This window comes from Gammaproteobacteria bacterium (genome assembly GCA_016705365.1).
Classification (GTDB): domain Bacteria; phylum Pseudomonadota; class Gammaproteobacteria; order Pseudomonadales; family UBA5518; genus UBA5518.
This window is the reverse complement of record JADIYI010000008.1, coordinates 1,201,175-1,220,436: the sequence shown is the minus strand read 5'-3', so window position 1 is coordinate 1,220,436 and position 19,262 is coordinate 1,201,175. Positions and strand designations below refer to the sequence as shown.

Below are 19,262 nucleotides of genomic sequence, written 5' to 3'. Positions count from 1 at the left end.
ACGATCCGCGACGGCTCAGTCATTCACGGCACCCGCCAGGCGTGACGCCGCAGCCAGCTCCACGATCCGCACCAGGTAATCCTTCAGCGCCGAGACGTCCTCATCGTCTATCAGCGACAGGCAGACCACCACCAGATCACGCGAGGGCACGACGATGATCGATTGTTCCTGGTGCCCCTGCGCCATGAACGCATCCGCGGGAAATTCGCGCGTGGCATGTGCTACCCGGCGGGGGCTCGCGAATCCCGACAGCCACCAATGCGCACCGTAGCGACCGCCGGCTCCCGCGGTCGGTGTGCTGGCGTGGCGCACCCAGCCCTCGGGCAATATCCGCCGACCGTTCCATACACCACCGCGCAGATACAGCAAACCGAAGCGCGCGTAGTCCCGCGCACTCATGAAAATCAGCGAGGAGGCGATAAGCGTGCCGGAGGCGTCGAACTCGAGAACCGCATCGCGAATGCCGATCGGCTCCAGCAGTTCGCGTGCGATGAACCCGCGGTAGGCGTCCTCGGTGCCGCCGGCCAGATCACGGATCACCCGCGAGACGATATTGGTGGTGCCGGAGGAATACTCCCAGTGCGTGCCGGGTGGATACAGCAGCGGCCGGCTGGCCGCGTAATGCCCCATATCGCCGGCACCATCACCGAACAGCATGCGAATCGCATCCGAGCTGGCGAGACGTTCATAGTTCTCGTCGAAAGCGAGCCCGGTCGACATGCGCAGCGCGTTATCGAGCGTGATCGCGCGCCGCGGATCGTCGGCCACGAGTTGCCACTCGGGCACCGGCAGCGGTGTGTCGAGCGCGATGCGCCCTTGGCGCACCATGATGCCGGCCAGCGCATGCGCGAAGCTCTTGGCCATCGACCACGACAGGAAACGGCTCGATGCGTCGAACCCGCCACGGTAGCGCTCGGCAACGATCTCGCCTCCCCGCACCACCAGCAACGCCCGCACGCCCGCGAGCGGTGCCGGCGCAGCCTCGGCGAAAGCCGTGTCCACCTGCGCATCGAGCACGGGGTCAATGCGGTGCACGGCCCACTCATCACCGGGCCACTGCGCCGCGAGCACCGGCGCGGCGAGCAGCCACGCCAGCGCCAGGATCAGTCCTCGAGCCGGCACCCGCGGCCCTCCGTGTAGTGCGCGCGCCCGCTGGCCCAAAGCGCCTGGGCGGTCACCGCGTGCGCCGCGCGATCGACATCGATAGCGAGCCATTCCGCCTGCGGCGGCAGATCGGCGAGACAGTCCGGCAAATCGCGTCCGCTAACGTACACGCAGGAGCAACTCATGCGCGCGGCGTAACGCGTTGCATTGTCCAGCGAGCGCGAGGCATCGCAGCCCGTCACGACGAAGCCCACCATCAGGAGCGCAAGCACGCGGGCGCGCCGCGATGCCAAGGCAAGAACATCCATTGCCACGCTCAGTCGGGGTTGCGATACAGGTGCATGAAGCGATCGGTCTTGCCACGCAGACCGGGCGCAAAGGCCGATTGCGTGCGATCGTCGCCGGGATTGCGCAACAGTTCGCTGCTTTTGACGAATTCGAATCCGAACGACTCGATCGAGGCGCGCGCCGACGACTCCTCGACGCGGTGCAGCTCCTGGGCCGCCAGGGTGCCTGCCCCCGGCCTGGCACGGTGATCCACTACCAGCAGAAAAGCACCGGGCTTCAGCGCCGCACGCAATTGCGGCATCACCTGCCTCGCGGTAACCGACCAGTCCTTGTCACTGAAAAAGAAATCATGATAGGCGAGCACCAGAAACACCCCGTCGAGACCCGCGGCCGGCAAGCCGAGCGCATCCGCCTCGCTGTCGAGTCGCGTCACATTGGGCAGGCGGTTGTCCTGCAGGCGCTTCTCGAGCGCCTCGCCCACGAAACCCAGGTAGGCCGCGTTGTTGTGCAGAAAAACCCGGCCCTGCGGCCCCACGATCTGCGCGACCAGCTCGGCGTAATACCCCGTGCCCCCGAAGACGTCCGCAATGACCATCCCGGGTTGCACGTCCGCGAACGCCAGCACTTCCTGTGGATGATCCAGGGCATCGCGCTTGAGGTCCGTGTCCGGGCGCCCCGGCGCGGCAAGATCCGCTGTGGCGCCTGCCAGCGCCGGTGATGCGAGGACCCAGCAGGCGAGCATCATCGCGAGTATCGATTTCATCACGCCGCCTCCTGCTTTGCTTGCACGATGTTGCGAGCCTGATCATACACACTGCACGCTCCACGACAAGACACGGCTCAGCACGACAGCTGCACCACCCGGGCGCGCTTGTTGCGCATCAGGTGCTTCACCAGCAGCTTGTAGGTGTCCATGTCGAAGGCCGGACGCCGTGCAAACAGGTCCGGCTGACGCAGTTCCTCCTCGTCGCTGAAGCTGCCCAGATAACACCAGCGATCGATCACGTGCAGTTCCTCGCGCGCGCTCGCCGCGTGCTGTTCGCGGATGCCGATGGCGCCCTTCCACGGCCAGCTCACGAGCTTGAGTCTGGTCAGCGCGGCAGCAAGCCGCGCCTGGTGTTGCAATGGATTTTCATGCCCGGCGCAGGCACCACTGCATTTGCCTACCTGGTAGCGGAAGCAGGCACCGCGACCCGCCTTCTCGAGACCGATCAGGCGCAGGCACAGGCGATGTTCGTCGGCGAGCTCGAGCAGGATTTTTTTTGCCTGCGCCCTGGAGCGGAACAAGCCGTGGAGATTGCCAAGGCCACCCGCATGCACTTCGGCGCCGCCGACAATCGAGGGCATCGCATCCTCGACCATGTTCCAGCGGATGCTGACCAGTGCCGCGTGGCGGCGCAGCTGGCGGTTGTATACCGGCGCCAGCTCCTTTACCAGTTGTGCCTCGCGCAACAGTGCACCCAGTTCACCGGCACATTCCTGCCAGTCGACCTGCGCGGTCTGCCGGGCGATCTGCATCTCGCGCTGACTGCTGTGATCGGCCGCGAAATGCGCGAGCACCCGGGTGCGCAGGTTGATGCTCTTGCCAACGTAGAGCGGAGTACCCCGCTCGTCGTAAAACAGGTACACGCCGGGTGTATCCGGGATCTGCTCGAGCCGCTCCCATGACAGCCTTGGCGGCAACGATGGCCTCCGGGTCAGTTCGGAGATATGCGCCTGCACCGTCTCCGCCGCCCCGTTTTCCACAACCAGCGACACGAATTGCCGGATCGCCTCCGCATCGCCCATCGCACGATGGCGTGAAGCGCACTGCAGACCATGGCGCTCGATCAGTGCGTCGAGATTGTGACGCGAGTGCTGCGGAAACAAGCGCCGCGAGAGCTTCACGGTGCACAGCACCGGCCCGCGCAGCGCCAGCTCACTGCGCTTCAGCGCGTTGCGCAGAAAGCCGTGATCGAAACGTGCGTTGTGAGCCACGAATGTCACGCCATCGAGGCGCTCGTGCACTTCGGTCGCGAGCTGTTCGAAGGCGGGCTGCTCGGCAACCATTGCGTTGCTGATACCGGTCAGCGCCTGTATCGATTCGGGAATGGAGATGCCGGGGTCGATCAACTGCTGCCAGCGCTCGGTCACCACGCCGTCACGCACACTGATGATCGCGATTTCGGTAATGCGGTCATGTACCGGGTTGCAACCGGTGGTCTCGATATCGACGTAAGCATAGGCGCCTTGCAGCATGCCGCACCATCCGGAAACTGTATCCATGTACAGTCATTGTGGCAGCAGCGTGGCCGCGGGGCAATCTCGGGCGTCGATCTCGGGCGTCGAACCGTGCACGCCTGCGGCGATGGCGCTGCCGCAACGGTGCAGGGCTAACGGCGCCGGGTGATCCAGCCAACGCCATGACGAGTAGTATCATGTCAGGCCGGCAATCGCGAAAGGCGGCAGCGACGGTTGCGCGACTGCAATCAATCCATCATCAAGGGGTAGCGCATGACATCTATCTACGAGTTCAGCTGCAATACGTCGAAGGGCGAGAAAAAATCGCTGAAGGATTATCAGGGCCAGGTAATGCTGATCGTGAATACCGCCAGCAAGTGCGGCTTTACGCCGCAGTTCGAGGGACTGGAGGCGCTGCACGAAAAATACGCCGCAAAGGGTCTCGCGATTCTCGGCTTCCCCTGCAATCAGTTCGGTCACCAGGACCCCGGCAACGATGCCGAGATCCTGAGCTTCTGCCAGACCAAGTTTGACGTGAAGTTTCCGATGTTCGCCAAGGTCGAGGTGAACGGCAGCGACGCCGACCCGCTGTTCAAGTATCTCAAGGCCGAGGCCCCGGGACTGCTGGGATCAACGGGAATCAAGTGGAACTTCACCAAGTTCCTGGTCAGTCGCAAGGGCAAGGTGCTCGAGCGCTTTGCGCCGACCGTGACGCCCGCGGATCTCGAGGAAAAAATCACGGCGCTGCTGTGATCCGGATGTCACCGCGGCGCATGAGGACTGACCGCGAATTGCAGCCACCTGGTGTCGAAGCGCTGGCGCCAGTCAGTGTTCACGGGTGGCGCGGAAACGGATGTCCGGCCAGCGCTCCATCGTGAGATTGAGATTGACGCGGGTCGGCGCCAGGTAGGCAAGATGCCCGCCGCCGTCGAGCGCAAGGTGCTCGTAGGCCTTGGTCCGGAATTCCTCCAGCTTGCGTTCGTCCGGGCAATCCACCCAGCGCGCGGTGTACACGTTGACCGCCTCGTAGACGCAATCGACCTTGTACTCGTCCTTGAGCCGGAATGCGACCACCTCGAACTGCAGCGTACCCACCGCGCCGACGATCAGTTCGTTGTTGCGCAGCGGCATGAACACCTGCGTCGAGCCTTCTTCCGAGAGCTGCTGCAGCCCCTTCTGCAGATGCTTCATCTTCAACGGGTCACGCAGCCGGATGCGCTGGAACAGCTCCGGCGCGAAGTGGGGTATGCCGGTGTACTTCAGTGCCTCACCCGCGCTGAAGGTATCGCCGATCTGGATCGTGCCGTGATTGTGCAGGCCGATGATATCGCCGGCCATTGCCTCCTCGGTCTGCGAGCGTTCGCCGGCCAGGAAGGTCACCGCATCGACCACCTTCACGTCCTTGCCGAGGCGCACATGGTGCATTTTCATGCCGCGCTCGTAGGTGCCCGAGCACACCCGCATGAATGCGATGCGATCGCGGTGCCGCGGATCCATATTTGCCTGGATCTTGAACACGAAGCCGCTGAAGGCCGGCTCCACCGACTGCACCATGCGCGTTTCGGTGGCGCGCGCGGCCGGTGCCGGCGCCCACTCGATAAAAGCGTCGAGCATTTCGCGCACACCGAAATTGCCCAGTGCGGTACCGAAGAAAACCGGCGTGAGCTTGCCCGCGAGATAGTCTTCCTTGGCGAAAGCATGGCTCGCGCCACGCACCAGTTCCACCTCTGACTTCAGCTCCTCGAGCAGATCGCCGAGCAGCGTCGCCGCTTCTGCACTGTCGATGCCCTTGATCCGCACATCGTCCGGGATACGACTGCCCTGCCCTTGACGGTACACGTGAATGGTATCGGTGTAGAGATCGTAGAGGCCCTTGAAACGTTTGCCGCTGCCGATCGGCCAGTTGACCGGCGCGGCCTTGATGCCCAGCACGGATTCGATCTCGTCGAGCAACTCGATCGGCTCGCGGATTTCGCGGTCGAGCTTGTTGATGAAGCTGAGAATCGGCGTATCACGCAGGCGACACACCTCCATCAGCTTGATGGTGCGATCCTCCACGCCCTTGGCCGCGTCGATGATCATCAGCACCGAATCGACCGCGGTCAGGGTGCGGTAGGTATCTTCCGAGAAATCCTCGTGGCCGGGTGTGTCGAGCAGGTTCACCACCCGGTCGCGGTACGGGAACTGCATCACCGAGGAAGTGACCGAGATGCCGCGCTCCTGCTCCATCGTCATCCAGTCGGAGGTCGCGTGACGGCCGCTCTTGCGCGCCTTGATCGTGCCCGCGAGCTGGATCGCATTGCCAAACAGCAGCAGCTTCTCGGTAATCGTGGTCTTGCCCGCATCCGGGTGCGAGATGATCGCGAAGGTGCGGCGGCGGGCAACTTCCTTCTTGAGCGCCTGGGGATCCATCAATCGAGACGACGTCCGCGGCTGGCCGCGATGCGCATGCGCAGCGCGTTGAGGCGGATGAAGCCCTCGGCGTCCTTCTGGTTATAGGCGCCGCGGTCATCCTCGAAGGTCGCGATATGCGCATCGAACAGGCTGTCGTCGGATTTGCGCCCGACCACCGACACCGAGCCCTTGTAGAGCTTGAGACGAACGGTACCGCTCACCCAATGCTGGGATTCATCGATCGCGCTCTGCAGCATGCGCCGCTCGGGTGACCACCAGTAGCCGCTGTAGACGAGCTTCGCGTAGCGCGGCATCAACTCGTCCTTGAGATGCGCGACCTCGCGATCCAGGGTCAGCGATTCGATGGCCCGGTGCGCCTTCAGCATCACGGTACCGGCCGGAGTTTCATAACATCCGCGCGATTTCATGCCCACATAGCGGTTCTCGACCAGATCGAGACGCCCGACACCGTTGTCACCGGCAACCTTGTTGAGATGCAGCATCACGTTTGCAGGACTCATCGCCTGCCCGTCCACGCTCACCACGTCGCCACCACGAAAGCCCAGCTCGACGTAGGTCGGCTTGTCGGGTGCCGCCTCCGGCGCCACCGACCAGCGCCACATGTCCTCCTCGGGCTCGCACCACGGATCCTCGAGGTTGCCACCCTCGTAGGAGATATGCAGCAGGTTGGCATCCATCGAATAGGGCGACTTCTTGCCCCGCTTCATCTCCACCGGAATACCGTGCTGCTCGCAATACGCGAGCAGTGACTCGCGCGAGCCGAGATCCCACTCGCGCCAGGGCGCGATCACCCGCACTCCGGGCATCAACGCGTAGGCGCCGAGCTCGAAACGCACCTGGTCATTGCCCTTGCCGGTGGCGCCGTGCGAGATCGCGTCCGCGCCGCAGGCCGCGGCGATTTCCACCAGCCGCTTGGCGATCAGCGGACGCGCGATCGAAGTGCCCAGCAGGTACTCGCCTTCATAGATCGCATTGGCGCGGAACATCGGGTAGACGTACTCGCGGGCGAATTCCTCGCGCAGATCCTCGATATGGATTTCCTTCACGCCGAGCAGCTTGGCTTTCGCGCGCGCCGGCTCGACCTCCTCGCCCTGGCCGATGTCCGCGGTGAAGGTCACCACCTCGCAACGGTATGTCTCCTGCAGCCAGCGCACGATCACCGAGGTATCGAGGCCGCCGGAATAGGCCAGCACCACTTTTTTCACAGCTGTCATATGAGATCCCCTGCAACTGACCGGAGCGTCGAATGAAGGGGCGGTATTTTAGCGATGCGGACTGCGCGATCCCAGTACGAAGGCGGGCAAAATGGCGTATTTGTATCCGGAATCCTGTTTGCAAGCGCGATACCCGCGCGCGCTGGCCGCCCGCGGCGATTATTCGATGCGCACGGTCACCCGCCGGTTCTGCGCGCGGGCCGCGGCGCTGCGACCGGGTGCGGCAGGGTAGCGCGAACCGTGAAAGCGCGTGGTAATGAGTGATGCTGCCACACCCCTGCTGACCAGATAGCTGGTGACGCCCTGGGCGCGGCGCTGCGAGATCTCGCGATTGATGGCGTCGCTTCCGGTATCGTCGGTGTAACCATCGACGTAGATGGCTTTCAATCCCTCTTGCTGCTGTACATGCAACGCAACACTATCCAGCCGCGCACGCCCGGCCCCATCCAGCCGGTACACCCCGGTCGCAAACGGGATACGGGTGCGCCCGGGATCCTGGTCACCGACATCGTGATCGGCGGCGGCGGGCAGCGTCGCGACACAATCCCGGTAGTCCGTGTAGGCACGGCGGAAATTGACCGCGACCAGCCCGACGGAATTGGTCCCGGTGACCGCATACGAAGGTATGGCATCGAACACCGGCGACAGACCCTCGAACAGCGCGGCAAGCATTCTTCCCGCCAGTGCCTCGTCGAGCTCGACCGGCACCGCACCCGGGCGCACCACCACCAGACCCAGATCCACCGGCTCGATCGGTTCCCGCCAGGGTGGCGCTTTCACCAGCAGGCGCGAGGCACCGGCCCATACCATCTGGCTGGTGCTGAGACGGAACTGGAGCGCCTCGCCTTCGCGCTGCCGGAACACGGCTTCGCCGAAATACGGAATCGGCTGTGACAGGCGACATTCGTGTGCCGACGTTTTCAGGCGCCACTGCGCCTCGGCAGCCACCGGGATATATTCCGTGGCCTGACACAGCACCGCGAACAGCGCCAGCCACACGGACAGCAACACGCCGGGGCATTTGCGCATTGCCCCGAGTCCGTGTCCGACCCGACCGAAATTTTTGTGCACCATCCACCCGGTGACAGGAATCCACGCCGATGTTATCGACGACCACCGCGGGAACTTTACCCCACCCTCGCGCAAACGGTACCTCTGGAGGCGCTTTTCCGCTAGCATCGCCGGCTCTTTCGCCCCACAAGCGCCACGATGCAACATCTCGATATCCTCAGGCCGGATGACTGGCACCTCCATCTGCGCGACGGCGAACTGCTGCCGCTGACCGTGAATGCGACGGCACGGATATTCCGCCGCGCCATCGTCATGCCGAACCTGAAACCACCGGTCACGACCACGGCAGCCGCACTGGCGTATCGCGAGCGGATCCTCGCGGTGCTCGATCCACGGCTCGCCATTGCCGACTTCCAGCCGCTGATGACGCTTTACCTCACCGACGCGACCGACCCCGGGGAGATCGCCCGCGCCCAGGCGAGCGGCTGCGTGCACGGCGTGAAGCTGTACCCGGCCGGAGCAACCACCAACAGCGAAGCCGGCGTGACCGACATCCGCCGGGTGCACGCGGTTCTGGGCGAGATGGAACGCCGCGGCATGCCACTGCTGGTACACGGCGAAGTGACTGCGCCGGAGATCGACGTGTTCGATCGCGAACAGGTATTCATCGATACGGTGCTCGAACCGCTGCTCAGGGATTTTCCGGGGCTGAAAGTGGTATTCGAGCACATCACCACCAAACAGGCCGTGGATTTCGTGATGGCCGGCCCGGCGCAACTCGCCGCCACCATCACCCCGCACCATCTGCTCTACAACCGCAATCACCTGCTGGCAGGCGCGGTTCGACCGCATCTCTATTGCCTGCCGGTGCTGAAGCGCAATCTTCACCAGCAAGCGTTGATCGAAGCCGCCACGAGTGGTTCGCCGCGTTTTTTCCTCGGCACGGATTCGGCACCGCATACGCGCCTGACCAAGGAGTGCGCCAGTGGTTGCGCCGGCATCTTCAGCGCGCATGCCGCGCTCGAACTCTACGCGGAAGTGTTCGAGGCGCACGCGGCACTCGAGCGGCTGGAAGGCTTCGCAAGCCTCCACGGTGCGGATTTCTACGGCCTGCCACGCAACGCCGACCGGATCCGGCTGCGGCGCGAAAGCTGGACCAGCCCGGCAAGCCTCGCGCTTGGCGACGACACCCTGATACCCATGCGGGCCGGCGAGCAACTCGCATGGCGCATCGACGGAGCAGCGAGCTGACATGCAACGGGAATGGCTGACCGAGGCGGAAACGGACCGTGACTCCGATGCGCCGATGGCGGAGCGCTTTCGCGGTTATCTGCCGGTGGTGGTCGACGTGGAAACCGGCGGCTTCGATTCCCGCAGCGATGCCCTGCTCGAAATCGCCGCGACCCTGCTGACGATGAACGGCGCCGGATACCTCGAGTGCGAGCGCACCATCTGCCACGCAGTACTGCCCTTCGAGGGCGCCAACATCGAACAGGCATCGCTCGATTTCACCGGCATCGACCCCTATGCGCTCGAGCGCGGAGCGATCGCCGAGAACGAGGCGATGCATGCGCTGTTCGGCGATATCCGCCGCGCGGTCCGCGAGGCGGGCTGCAAACGCGCGATCCTGGTCGGTCACAACGCATTCTTTGATCATGGCTTCGTGTTTGCGGCCGCCGAGCGGCAGAAGATCAAGCGCAATCCCTTCCACCCTTTCAGCACCTTCGACACCGTGACGCTGGCCGGCATGGCGTACGGCCAGACCGTGCTGGCAAAAGCCTGCGAAATGGCGGGGATCGCTTTCAACACCCGCAAGGCGCACAGCGCCAGCTACGATTGCTCGAAAACCGCGGAATTGTTCTGTGCGGTGGTGAACCGCTGGAAAGATACGGGCGGCTGGCCGCCCGTCATCGAGGGATCCTGATCAGCTTGCCGCGGCAGTGCTGACGGCGTCCTTTACCAGGGGCAGCAACTCGCCCTTCTCGTGCATCTCGGCAATGATGTCCGATCCACCGATCAGTTCACCCTTGATCCACAACTGCGGAAAGGTGGGCCAGTTGGCGTAGGCCGGCAGGTTGGCGCGGATATCGGGATTGCTCAGGATGTCGACATAGGCGAAACGCTCGCCGCAGGCCATCAGCACCTGCGAGGCGCGCGCGGAGAAGCCGCACTGCGGCTGGTTCGGCGAACCCTTCATGAAGAGAATGACCGGGTTGCTCTCGATCTGCTGCTTGATGACTTCAATGATTTCCTGCGACATGGTGCGCCTCTGCCGGTAGTTACTGCTGCAATGCCGAGGGATTCTACACAACTCACCGGCAATAACCTAGCAAGACGATCGGGATTAGTCCCTCACCCCCCCTTCCCGATTTCGCGCGCGTGACAATTGCCCCGGATTCCCATTTGTCACTGCCCCCTGTTTGTTGATAGCATCCGCGCTCTTTCGGGGAGGCAGCGTGTGCTGCCTCTTTGCGTTTTGGCACGGAGAACACATGGGCACGCAGCCGATCATGCCAACCTACAAGCGCCTCGATGTGTGCTTCACGCACGGCGAGGGCGCATGGCTTTTCGATACCGAGGGCCGGCGCTATCTCGACGCCCTCGCGGGCATCGCGGTGTGCGGCCTCGGGCACGCACACCCGGGCGTCACCCGCGCGATCAGCGAGCAGGCGGGCCGCCTGCTCCACACCTCGAACCTCTATGCGATTGCCCAGCAGCAGCAACTCGCCGCCAGGCTGGTCGGGATCAGCGGCATGGACAACGTTTTCTTCGGCAATTCGGGTGCCGAGGCAAACGAGGCGGCAATCAAGATCGCGCGCCTCTACGGACATGGCAGGGATATCGAAAAGCCTTCGATCATCGTCATGGAGAACTCGTTTCACGGGCGCACCCTGGCGACGCTTTCGGCCACCGGCAGCCGCAAGGTACAAGCCGGCTTCGAGCCGCTGGTCGGCGGCTTCGTGCGCGCGCGCTTCGGCGCCATCGAGGAACTGCAGGGTATCGCGCGCAACAACAGCAGCATCGTCGCGGTGTTGCTCGAACCGATCCAGGGCGAAGCGGGTATCCGGCTCGCCCCGGAGGGCTATCTCGAGGCGGTGCGCGCGCTGTGCGACGCGCAGGGCTGGCTGATGATGCTCGATGAGGTGCAGACCGGCAACGGACGCACGGGGCGCATGTTTGCGTTCCAGCACACTTCGGCCGTTCCCGATGTGCTGACCACCGCGAAGGGTCTCGGCAATGGCGTGCCGATCGGTGTGTGCCTTGCGCGCGGCGCGGCGGCAGAGGTGTTCCATCCGGGCAATCATGGCTCGACCTTCGGCGGCAATCCGCTGGCCTGCGCGGCCGCCAACAGCGTGCTCGATACCATCCTGACCGAGGATCTGTGCGGCAATGCCGCGCGCATGGGCGAGCGGCTCGTCGCTGGTCTGCAGGCGCGACTGGCCGGGCTGCCCGGGGTCGTCGAAATCCGCGGACGCGGACTGATGGTCGGCATCGAAATGGGGGCACCCTGCGCTTACCTGGTCGAGGCGGCGCTGGAACGCGGCCTGCTGATCAACGTCACCGCGGATAAAGTGGTGCGCCTGCTGCCGCCGCTGATCATCACCGCACAACAGATCGACCGGATCGTCGAGACCCTGGCCGGCCTGCTCGCAACCACGACAGGCGCCGCCCACGACGCGGCCTGAAACTCCGCACTTCCCCGAGAGGCATGCACGATGTCGGTACGGCATTTCCTGACGCTGTTGGACTTCAGTCCCGCGGAACTCGAGGCGCTGATCGCGCGCGCCATTGAAATGAAGCGCGCTCCGCGCGGCACGCAGAGCTGCGCCAATCGCGTGATGGGCATGATCTTCGCGAAGTCCTCCACCCGTACCCGCGTCTCCTTCGAGGTCGGCATGGCACAGCTCGGCGGCCATTCGCTGTTTCTCTCGCCGCGCGACACCCAGCTCGGACGCGGCGAACCAATCGAGGACACCGCCCGGGTGATCTCGTCCATGGTCGATATCGTGACGATCCGCACCTTTGGACATGACATCATCGAGCGATTTGCGGCGTTCTCGCGGGTACCGGTGATCAACGGGCTCACCGACGAATATCATCCCTGCCAATTGCTGGCCGACGTGCAGACGTTCGTCGAGCACCGCGGCAGCATCCGCGGCAAGCGCGTGGCCTGGATCGGTGATGGCAACAATATGTGCCATTCCTATATCAACGCGGCACGGCAGTTCGATTTCGAGCTGCGCATCGCCTGCCCCGGGGATTATCAGCCCGATGCCGCGCTGGTGGCCGCGAATCGCGACCGCGTGACGGTACTGCGCGATCCGCGCGAAGCGGCACGCGACGCCCATCTGCTCGCCACCGATGTGTGGGCCTCGATGGGACAGGAAGAAGAGCAGGCCCGCCGTTGCGTGGCCTTCGCCGACTACCAGCTGAACTCGAGCCTGCTGGATGTGGCGGCACCGGATGTGCTGTACATGCATTGCCTGCCTGCGCATCGCGGCGAGGAAATCAGCGCCGAACTGATGGACAATCCGGACACCGTCATCTGGGACGAGGCGGAGAATCGACTCCACGCCCAGAAGGCGCTGATCGAATTCTTGCTCAACGCCTGAGCCGCGAGCCCGCCAAGGCCGCACCGCGGCTTCAGCCCGCGGACGGCGGCTCGCTCGCGGAGCGCGACGGAGTCCGCACCCGCGCAACCGCATCCAGCCAACCGGCGTAGAGTTGTTCGCGCCGGGCATCACTCATGCCGGGAGTGAAGCGCCGGTCCTCACCGCACAGCGATGGCAGATGAGCCAGCGATGGCAGCACGCCCTGGCGATAGCCCGCAAGGCTGGCCACCCCCAGCGCGGTCGTCTCGGTCATGCGGGGGCGACTGACCGGCATGCCGAGCAGGTCGGCCATGAACTGCAGCATCCAGTTGTTTACCGACATGCCGCCATCGACCCGCAGCGCTTGCAGCCGCGTACCGTCGCGCCCCATCGCCTCGAGCAGATCACGCGTCTGGTAGGCCATCGACTGCAGGGTTGCGGTCACGATCGCATCGAGCCCGCTGTCGCGGGTCAGACCGAGAATGGCGCCACGCGCCTGGGGGTCCCAGTGCGGCGCGCCGAGACCGGTGAATGCCGGTACCAGGTACACACCGCCCGCGTCACCCGCGCGCGCGGCGATGCTCTCGGTATCGGCGGCGTGCTCCACCAGGTGCAGCGCGTCGCGCAGCCATTTGACCGCGGCACCAGCGACAAAAATACTGCCCTCCATCGCGTAGCTGGTCCTTCCGTCCACCCGAAAGGCCACCGTGGCAAGCAGTCGGTTGCGCGAATAAACCGGTGTTTCACCGGTGTTCAGCACCAGGAATGCGCCGGTGCCGTAGGTACACTTGGCCTGCCCCGGGCCCAGGCAACCCTGGCCGATCAACGCAGCCTGCTGATCACCCGCCATACCGCATATCGCCACTCCCGCCGCGGGCAATCCGGCCGCAACACAGCCAAAATCGGCGCTGGAATCGAGCACTTCCGGCAACAGCGCAGCGGGAACGCGCAACAGCTCGAGCAGATCCTGGTCCCATTCCTGGGTCCTGATGTTGAACAGCAGGGTGCGCGCGGCGTTGCTGGCGTCGGTGCAATGACGTGCGCCGCCAGTGAGCCGCCACAGCAGGAAGCTGTCGATGGTGCCGAACGCGAGTTGGCCCGCCTCGGCACGCTGCCGACAGCCATCCACGTTATCGAGTATCCAGGCCAGCTTGGTGCCCGAGAAATACGGATCGAGCAACAAGCCGGTACGCTCGGCAACCCATTCCTCGCACCCCGCATCCTGCAGCCGCCGGCACTGCTCCGCGGTGCGCCGGTCCTGCCATACGATCGCCGGATACACCGGCTTGCCGCTGCCACGATCCCACACCACCGTGGTCTCGCGCTGGTTGCTGATACCGATCGCCGCGATCTCGTCGCTGGTCGCACCGAGCGCCGCGATGACCTCGGCCAGGGTAACCAGCGTTGTCTGCCAGATATCCTCCGGATCGTGCTCGACCCAGCCATCGCGAGGGAAATGCTGGGCGAACTCCTGCTGGGCGCTGGCGAGTTGGGTGCCATGCTCGTCAAAGGCGATGCACCGCGAACTGGTGGTGCCCTGATCGATCGACAGGAGAATGCTCATCGGTGAACCTCGCGTGAAATGGGGCTTGATCGAACAGCCACACATCAATAGAATTTTTCATGCACTTTGTCTCGAACATGCGAACGATTCAATCGAACCCTTCGCCGACCGGAGCATTCCCATGGCCAGGATCGAATTACGCCATCTTCGCACGCTGGCGGCATTGCGTGACACCGGCAGCCTGGTGGAGGCCGCGGAGCGCTTGTGCCTCACCCAATCCGCGCTGTCGCACCAGATCAAGGATGTGGAGGATCGGGTGCAATGCTCGCTGTTCATGCGCAAGACCCGCCCGGTGCGCTTTACCAGCGCCGGGCAACGCCTGCTGGCGCTGGCCGACGAGATCCTGCCGCAGCTGCGCGCCGCGGAAATCGATCTCGACCGCCTTGCCGGCGGCGAAACCGGCCGCCTGTACCTGGCCATCGAATGCCACAGTTGCTTTCAATGGTTGATGCCTACCATCAACACCTTTCGCCACCATTGGCCGGAGGTCGAACTCGACCTTTCGACCAGCTTCAGTTTTGCTCCGCTGCAGGCGCTCGCGCGCGGCGATCTCGACCTGGTGATCAGCGCCGACCCCGTCGATATCCCGGGGCTGCATTACGAAGCCCTGTTCCGCTACGAGGTGCGCCTTGCCATGTCGCCGCGGCACGCGCTGGCTGCAAGGGAATACATCGCACCTTCCGACCTGGCGCAGCAAATACTGATCTGTTATCCGGTCGAGCGCTCGCGCCTGGACCTGTTCAGCCAGTTCCTCGATCCTGCGGGGGTGGAACCCGCCAGCCTGCGCACGGCCGAGCTGACCATGATGATTATCCAGCTCGTGGCCAGTAATCGTGGTGTGGCGGCATTGCCGAACTGGGCCATCAGCGAATACGAGGGCAAGGATTTCCTGGTATCGCGGCCACTCGGCGTGAACGGGCTGTGGACCACGCTGCATGCCGCGATCCGCGCCGAGCAACGCGACCATGCCTATATCCGCGATTTCATGGGCTTTGCGCGCCAGACCTGTTTCGCGAACCTGTCCGGCATCATTCCCGCAGCCTGATGTTCCCCGAATATGGCGCAGTCGATGCGCGCATACTGGTCTATCCTTGTGCGAGGACATCGCCCACTGCATGTTGTGGCCATGCCCCGGGCTCACCCCATATCTGGGGCCATCCCATTCAGGCAGGCCGCACCGTGGCCGACGGAGGCGTTTTGATGAGTGAGAAGAAATCTCGCCCGATGAGCCCCGAGTCGATTTTCTCGACGCTCGAGCATATCAGCCAGGCCATCGACGCGATGACCGCGGTGGTGGGGGAATTGCGCAGCTACCTGGACGAGCATTGGGAAGTCATCGAAGTATCGAGCATCGCTCTCGAGCCCGAAGAGCTCGAACTCGCCGAAATGGAAGCAAGCACCCGTACCGTGCATTGAGATTGCGCGCGCAACGGCCGCAAGCCCGTTAGCCACGGGTGGTGAAACCTGCCGGTAAATTTGTCACAATCCTGCTGTAGCGCATTGCGCGGCGCTAGTCATTGATTGCCCGCCCCCTGCAGTCGCTCTATAGTTCGCGGGATAGTCGGTTTACTGGAATGCATTGAATAATGACCAGCCGGATTTCACGCCTCGCGCCCATGCTGCTCTGTCTCGCAGTCCTGCTACAGGGATGCCAGAGCGCGCCAGTGAAACCGGCAACTCCGCCACAAACCGAATTGCCGGCACCCGAGCCTGCCCCCCCTGCGCTGGAACCGACACCTGAGCCGGAACCGGAACCCGCGCCGGCACCGCCAGCGCAGGAGGAGATCGTCGAGCCCGCACCACCGGAACCTGCACCGGTAGTGTGCGAACCGCCTCCGCCTGCGCCCAAACCGCAGGCGCCGGAGCGTCCGAAGAGTGTATTACCCATCCTGGGTGGCATTGAATACGTGGCAATCGACCCGCCGGGGCTCAAGATGAAAGCGCGACTCGATACTGGCGCCACCACATCCTCGCTCGATGCGCGCGACATCCGCGAGTTCGAGCGCGATGGCAAGAGCTGGGTGAAATTCCAGCTGATCGATCGCGAATCCGGACAGGCCACCGAGATCTCGCGTCCGGTGGTACGATCCGCAGCGATCGCCAACGGAGGTGGGCGCCGCTACGTCATTTCACTCAAGGCCACGATCGGCAGCATCGACCAGTTCACCGAATTCTCGCTCGCCGACCGCTCCACCTACAATTATCCGGTCCTGCTCGGTCGCAATTTCCTGCGCGACCAGGCGCTGGTCGATGTCGCGCGCCGCTTCACGATCAACAACGCCAAACCGTAATCGCGCCCTCCGGGACCCGTCGCAATGAAAGAAAAGCTCAAGGTGTATTCGGTTGCGTGCCTGCTGGCAGTGGTCGGGATCAGCATGGCGCTGTACAAGCATTTCGCACTTGGCCTGCCCTTGTTGCCGAACCAGAAAACGGCGGTGTGGACGCTGGAAGCCAAGGTCGAGTTCGAAACCTCGGGCGCTCCGGTCCTGGTATCGCTGGCGTTGCCGGATACGCAGCAGGGAATCGAGATCGGCAACGAGAATTACACGACATCGGGCTACGGGTTCGCGGAAATCGACCAGCCGGATGGCAGCCGCAGGGCGCAATGGACCCGACGCGACGTCACCGGCAAGCAGGTACTCTACTACCGGGTGCAGGTCTACCCTGCGGTGCTGGACCAGGATCCGGAAGTCCATGCACCCGACACCCCCACGCCACCGGAATACGACAGCGCCAAGGCTTCCTCCGCTTCGGCATTGCTCGACGAGATTCATGCGGTATCGGCCAATACCGAAACCTTCGTGGCCCAGTTGCTGCGGGCCCTGACCGTGGAACCGCTGTCGCAAAACGCGGCCTTTCTGCTCGGCGAGAAACGCGATCCCGCGCATATTGCCGAAACCGCGCTGCAATTGCTCTCGCTGGCCGGCATACCGAACCGGATCGTGCGCGGTCTGATGCTCGAGGATGGCCGGCGACGGCAGAAGCTCGTCGATCTGGTGGAAGTCTGGGACAAGAAGGGCTGGAAGATTTTCGATCCGCGCAACGCGCGCCCCGGACTGCCCGAGAATTTCATCATCTGGCGCCGCGGCGACGTATCGCTGCTCGACGTCGAAGGCGGTCATGACTCGCAGGTCACCTTCTCGATCCTGAGCAGTTATCGTCCGGCCCGCGATCTGGCGCTGGCCAGCGCCGTCGACAACCGTGCGGCCCTCATCGACTTTTCCATCTATTCGTTGCCGATCGAGGAACAGACCGCGTTCAAGACCATTCTGCTGGTACCGATCGGAACGCTCGTGGTCGCGATATTCCGCATCCTGATCGGCTTGCGCACGTCCGGGACTTTCATGCCGATCCTGATTGCGCTGGCGTTCATCCAGACCACGCTGTTGTGGGGCCTGCTGCTGTTCATCACGGTGGTCGGCATCGGTCTTTACATACGCTTTCACCTGGCCCGATTGAACCTGCTGCTGATCGGGCGAATATCGGCGGTGGTGACGGTGGTGATCGGGCTGATGTCTGGCATCAGTATTCTCAGCTACAAACTCGGGCTGAACCAGATCCTGACCATCACCTTCTTCCCGATGATCATCCTGTCATGGACCATCGAGCGCATGTCGATTCTCTGGGAGGAGGAAGGCCCGCACGAGGTTGCGATCCAGGGCGGGGGCAGCCTGCTGGTTGCAACCGCGGCCTATCTGCTGATGAGCAACGAACTGGTCGCACACCTGACCTTCAATTTCCCGGAACTGCTGCTGGTCCAGTTGGCGCTGATCCTGCTGATCGGCCAGTACACCGGTTATCGCCTGATGGAACTCAAGCGCTTCGCACCGCTGGTGGAGGACCGCTGAGATGCGCTTTGCCGATCCGCGGCGGCTGCGCGAGTTTGGACTGCTCGGGATGAACGAACGCAATTCGTTCATTTCGCGCTTCAACCGGCGCCAGCTCTATCCGCTGGTCGATGACAAGCTGAAAACAAAGATGCTCGCGGAGCAGCGCGGTCTCGCGGTGCCGAAACTCTACGGCGTGATACGCGCGCAGCACGAAGTCGGCGCCATGGGCCCGCTGCTCGACGCCCATGACAGCTTCGTGATCAAACCGAGCCGTGGCAGCGGCGGCAAGGGAATCAAGGTGATCGTGCGCCGACGCGGCAACGGCTTCGTCAAGGCCAACGGTGAAGACGTCTCGCGCCTCGACATCACCCGCCATGTCTCGAATATCCTGAGCGGGCTCTACAGCCTTGGCGGCAAGCCCGACGTCGCGATGATCGAGGCGCTGGTCGAGATGGACCCGCAATTCGAGGGGCTGAGCTACGAGGGCATCCCCGATATCCGCATCATCGTGTTTCTCGGCTATCCGGTGATGTCGATGATGCGGCTCGCCACCCACGCATCCGACGGCAAAGCCAATCTGCACCAGGGCGCGGTGGGTGTCGGGCTCGATCTTGCCAGCGGCAAGTCACTCTATGCGGTGCAATACAACCGCCCGCTCGAACTGCACCCCGACACCGGGCTGCCACTCAACACCCTGACCATCCCGCACTGGCACGAGTTGATGTGTCTCGGTGCGAGTTGCTTCGAGATCACCGGCCTCGGCTATCTCGGAGCCGACATCGTGATGGATCGCAATCGTGGCCCGCTGATCATGGAGCTCAATGCGCGTCCCGGGCTGTCGATCCAGATCGCCAACAATACCGGCTTGTCTCCGCGTATCCGCCGCATCGTGCGCGAGGCGGCCGAAAACCGTTCGGTGGAAGAGCGCGTGCTCTACAGCATGAATGTATTTCGCTCGGAACCAAGCCTCGCGAAAGCAGTCTGAGCCCTTGCCGCTCAGCTGGCACGCTCGCTGGAACTGCAT

19 protein-coding genes are annotated in these 19,262 nt (G+C 63.7%); 10 read left to right on the top strand and 9 right to left on the bottom strand.

Features of this window, described 5'->3' with window-relative positions; translation table 11 throughout:
- Positions 1–15: 15 nt before the first annotated feature.
- The 4 genes from IPF49_13280 to IPF49_13265 form a co-directional block, all read right to left on the bottom strand.
- Positions 16–1,122 carry a serine hydrolase gene (locus IPF49_13280; protein ID MBK6288581.1) on the bottom strand — a complete coding sequence of 369 codons (1,107 nt, stop codon included), beginning with the start codon at positions 1,120–1,122 and terminating at the stop codon, positions 16–18.
- Positions 1,104–1,412: a hypothetical protein gene (locus IPF49_13275; GenBank protein MBK6288580.1), complete on the bottom strand. Its 309-nt coding sequence runs from the start codon at positions 1,410–1,412 to the stop codon at positions 1,104–1,106. Before IPF49_13275 ends, IPF49_13280 begins: the two co-directional genes overlap by 19 nt.
- An 8-nt stretch (positions 1,413–1,420) precedes the next feature.
- Positions 1,421–2,155 (bottom strand): class I SAM-dependent methyltransferase, encoded by a 735-nt coding sequence (locus IPF49_13270; protein MBK6288579.1) that lies wholly within the window; start codon positions 2,153–2,155, stop codon positions 1,421–1,423.
- 77 nt (positions 2,156–2,232) lie between these two features.
- Positions 2,233–3,630, bottom strand: a complete 1,398-nt coding sequence (locus IPF49_13265; protein MBK6288578.1) for a GIY-YIG nuclease family protein — start codon at positions 3,628–3,630, stop codon at positions 2,233–2,235.
- A 255-nt stretch (positions 3,631–3,885) separates the two neighbouring features.
- Between IPF49_13265 and IPF49_13260 the strand changes: the two genes are divergently transcribed.
- Positions 3,886–4,365, top strand: coding sequence for a glutathione peroxidase (locus IPF49_13260; protein ID MBK6288577.1), 480 nt, complete (start codon positions 3,886–3,888; stop codon positions 4,363–4,365).
- Positions 4,366–4,437: 72 nt separating this feature from the next.
- Here the strand turns inward: IPF49_13260 and IPF49_13255 are convergent, their stop codons facing one another.
- From IPF49_13255 to IPF49_13245, 3 genes are all read right to left on the bottom strand, one after another.
- On the bottom strand, positions 4,438–6,024 hold the full coding sequence (locus IPF49_13255) for a peptide chain release factor 3 (GenBank protein ID MBK6288576.1): 1,587 nt from the start codon (positions 6,022–6,024) through the stop codon (positions 4,438–4,440).
- A complete protein-coding gene (locus IPF49_13250; protein MBK6288575.1) occupies positions 6,024–7,241 on the bottom strand; it encodes an argininosuccinate synthase in 1,218 nt (405 codons plus the stop codon). Before IPF49_13250 ends, IPF49_13255 begins: the two co-directional genes overlap by 1 nt.
- Before the next feature lie 159 nt (positions 7,242–7,400).
- Positions 7,401–7,889, bottom strand: a complete 489-nt coding sequence (locus IPF49_13245; protein MBK6288574.1) for an OmpA family protein — start codon at positions 7,887–7,889, stop codon at positions 7,401–7,403.
- 561 nt (positions 7,890–8,450) lie between these two features.
- On the opposite strand from IPF49_13245, the gene pyrC reads away from it, so the two are divergent.
- Together pyrC and rnt are read left to right on the top strand one after the other, a co-directional pair.
- Positions 8,451–9,503 (top strand): dihydroorotase, encoded by a 1,053-nt coding sequence (gene pyrC, locus IPF49_13240; protein MBK6288573.1) that lies wholly within the window; start codon positions 8,451–8,453, stop codon positions 9,501–9,503.
- A gap of 55 nt (positions 9,504–9,558) precedes the next feature.
- On the top strand, positions 9,559–10,176 hold the full coding sequence (gene rnt / locus IPF49_13235) for a ribonuclease T (GenBank protein ID MBK6288572.1): 618 nt from the start codon (positions 9,559–9,561) through the stop codon (positions 10,174–10,176).
- Here rnt and grxD read toward each other — a convergent pair whose 3' ends face one another.
- Positions 10,177–10,512, bottom strand: coding sequence for a Grx4 family monothiol glutaredoxin (gene grxD, locus IPF49_13230; GenBank protein ID MBK6288571.1), 336 nt, complete (start codon positions 10,510–10,512; stop codon positions 10,177–10,179).
- 250 nt (positions 10,513–10,762) lie between these two features.
- Between grxD and IPF49_13225 the strand changes: the two genes are divergently transcribed.
- Together IPF49_13225 and argF are read left to right on the top strand one after the other, a co-directional pair.
- Positions 10,763–11,938, top strand: a complete 1,176-nt coding sequence (locus IPF49_13225; GenBank protein MBK6288570.1) for an aspartate aminotransferase family protein — start codon at positions 10,763–10,765, stop codon at positions 11,936–11,938.
- Between the two features lie 30 nt (positions 11,939–11,968).
- The gene (argF, locus tag IPF49_13220; GenBank protein ID MBK6288569.1) at positions 11,969–12,865 is read left to right on the top strand and encodes an ornithine carbamoyltransferase; all 897 of its coding nucleotides are present in this window, start codon (positions 11,969–11,971) and stop codon (positions 12,863–12,865) included.
- Positions 12,866–12,896: 31 nt separating this feature from the next.
- On the opposite strand, the gene glpK is transcribed toward argF, so the two are convergent.
- Positions 12,897–14,408, bottom strand: a complete 1,512-nt coding sequence (gene glpK, locus IPF49_13215) for a glycerol kinase GlpK (GenBank protein ID MBK6288568.1) — start codon at positions 14,406–14,408, stop codon at positions 12,897–12,899.
- 121 nt (positions 14,409–14,529) lie between these two features.
- Between glpK and IPF49_13210 the strand changes: the two genes are divergently transcribed.
- The 5 genes from IPF49_13210 to IPF49_13190 all read left to right on the top strand — a co-directional run bounded on the left by IPF49_13210 (position 14,530) and on the right by IPF49_13190 (position 19,223).
- The gene (locus IPF49_13210) at positions 14,530–15,453 is read left to right on the top strand and encodes a LysR family transcriptional regulator (protein MBK6288567.1); all 924 of its coding nucleotides are present in this window, start codon (positions 14,530–14,532) and stop codon (positions 15,451–15,453) included.
- 155 nt (positions 15,454–15,608) lie between these two features.
- Positions 15,609–15,824 (top strand): hypothetical protein, encoded by a 216-nt coding sequence (locus IPF49_13205; GenBank protein ID MBK6288566.1) that lies wholly within the window; start codon positions 15,609–15,611, stop codon positions 15,822–15,824.
- Between the two features lie 491 nt (positions 15,825–16,315).
- Positions 16,316–16,699, top strand: a complete 384-nt coding sequence (locus IPF49_13200; protein ID MBK6288565.1) for an ATP-dependent zinc protease — start codon at positions 16,316–16,318, stop codon at positions 16,697–16,699.
- Between the two features lie 24 nt (positions 16,700–16,723).
- A complete protein-coding gene (locus IPF49_13195; protein ID MBK6288564.1) occupies positions 16,724–18,256 on the top strand; it encodes an inactive transglutaminase family protein in 1,533 nt (510 codons plus the stop codon).
- A gap of 1 nt (position 18,257) precedes the next feature.
- On the top strand, positions 18,258–19,223 hold the full coding sequence (locus tag IPF49_13190) for an alpha-L-glutamate ligase-like protein (protein ID MBK6288563.1): 966 nt from the start codon (positions 18,258–18,260) through the stop codon (positions 19,221–19,223).
- Positions 19,224–19,262 lie beyond the last annotated feature (39 nt).

Bases quoted from the DNA above. Each gene is read 5' to 3' on its own strand.
- IPF49_13250 (MBK6288575.1), bottom strand. From the start codon at position 7,241: ATGACAGCTGTGAAAAAAGTGGTGCTGGCCTATTCCGGCGGCCTCGAT.
- grxD (MBK6288571.1), bottom strand. From the start codon at position 10,512: ATGTCGCAGGAAATCATTGAAGTCATCAAGCAGCAGATCGAGAGCAAC.
- IPF49_13210 (MBK6288567.1), top strand. From the start codon at position 14,530: ATGGCCAGGATCGAATTACGCCATCTTCGCACGCTGGCGGCATTGCGT.
- argF (MBK6288569.1), top strand. From the start codon at position 11,969: ATGTCGGTACGGCATTTCCTGACGCTGTTGGACTTCAGTCCCGCGGAA.
- pyrC (MBK6288573.1), top strand. From the start codon at position 8,451: ATGCAACATCTCGATATCCTCAGGCCGGATGACTGGCACCTCCATCTG.
- glpK (MBK6288568.1), bottom strand. From the start codon at position 14,408: ATGAGCATTCTCCTGTCGATCGATCAGGGCACCACCAGTTCGCGGTGC.
- IPF49_13260 (MBK6288577.1), top strand. From the start codon at position 3,886: ATGACATCTATCTACGAGTTCAGCTGCAATACGTCGAAGGGCGAGAAA.
- IPF49_13205 (MBK6288566.1), top strand. From the start codon at position 15,609: ATGAGTGAGAAGAAATCTCGCCCGATGAGCCCCGAGTCGATTTTCTCG.
- IPF49_13265 (MBK6288578.1), bottom strand. From the start codon at position 3,630: ATGCTGCAAGGCGCCTATGCTTACGTCGATATCGAGACCACCGGTTGC.
- IPF49_13255 (MBK6288576.1), bottom strand. From the start codon at position 6,024: ATGGATCCCCAGGCGCTCAAGAAGGAAGTTGCCCGCCGCCGCACCTTC.
- rnt (MBK6288572.1), top strand. From the start codon at position 9,559: ATGGCGGAGCGCTTTCGCGGTTATCTGCCGGTGGTGGTCGACGTGGAA.
- IPF49_13225 (MBK6288570.1), top strand. From the start codon at position 10,763: ATGCCAACCTACAAGCGCCTCGATGTGTGCTTCACGCACGGCGAGGGC.
- IPF49_13190 (MBK6288563.1), top strand. From the start codon at position 18,258: ATGCGCTTTGCCGATCCGCGGCGGCTGCGCGAGTTTGGACTGCTCGGG.
- IPF49_13195 (MBK6288564.1), top strand. From the start codon at position 16,724: ATGAAAGAAAAGCTCAAGGTGTATTCGGTTGCGTGCCTGCTGGCAGTG.
- IPF49_13270 (MBK6288579.1), bottom strand. From the start codon at position 2,155: ATGAAATCGATACTCGCGATGATGCTCGCCTGCTGGGTCCTCGCATCA.
- IPF49_13275 (MBK6288580.1), bottom strand. From the start codon at position 1,412: ATGGATGTTCTTGCCTTGGCATCGCGGCGCGCCCGCGTGCTTGCGCTC.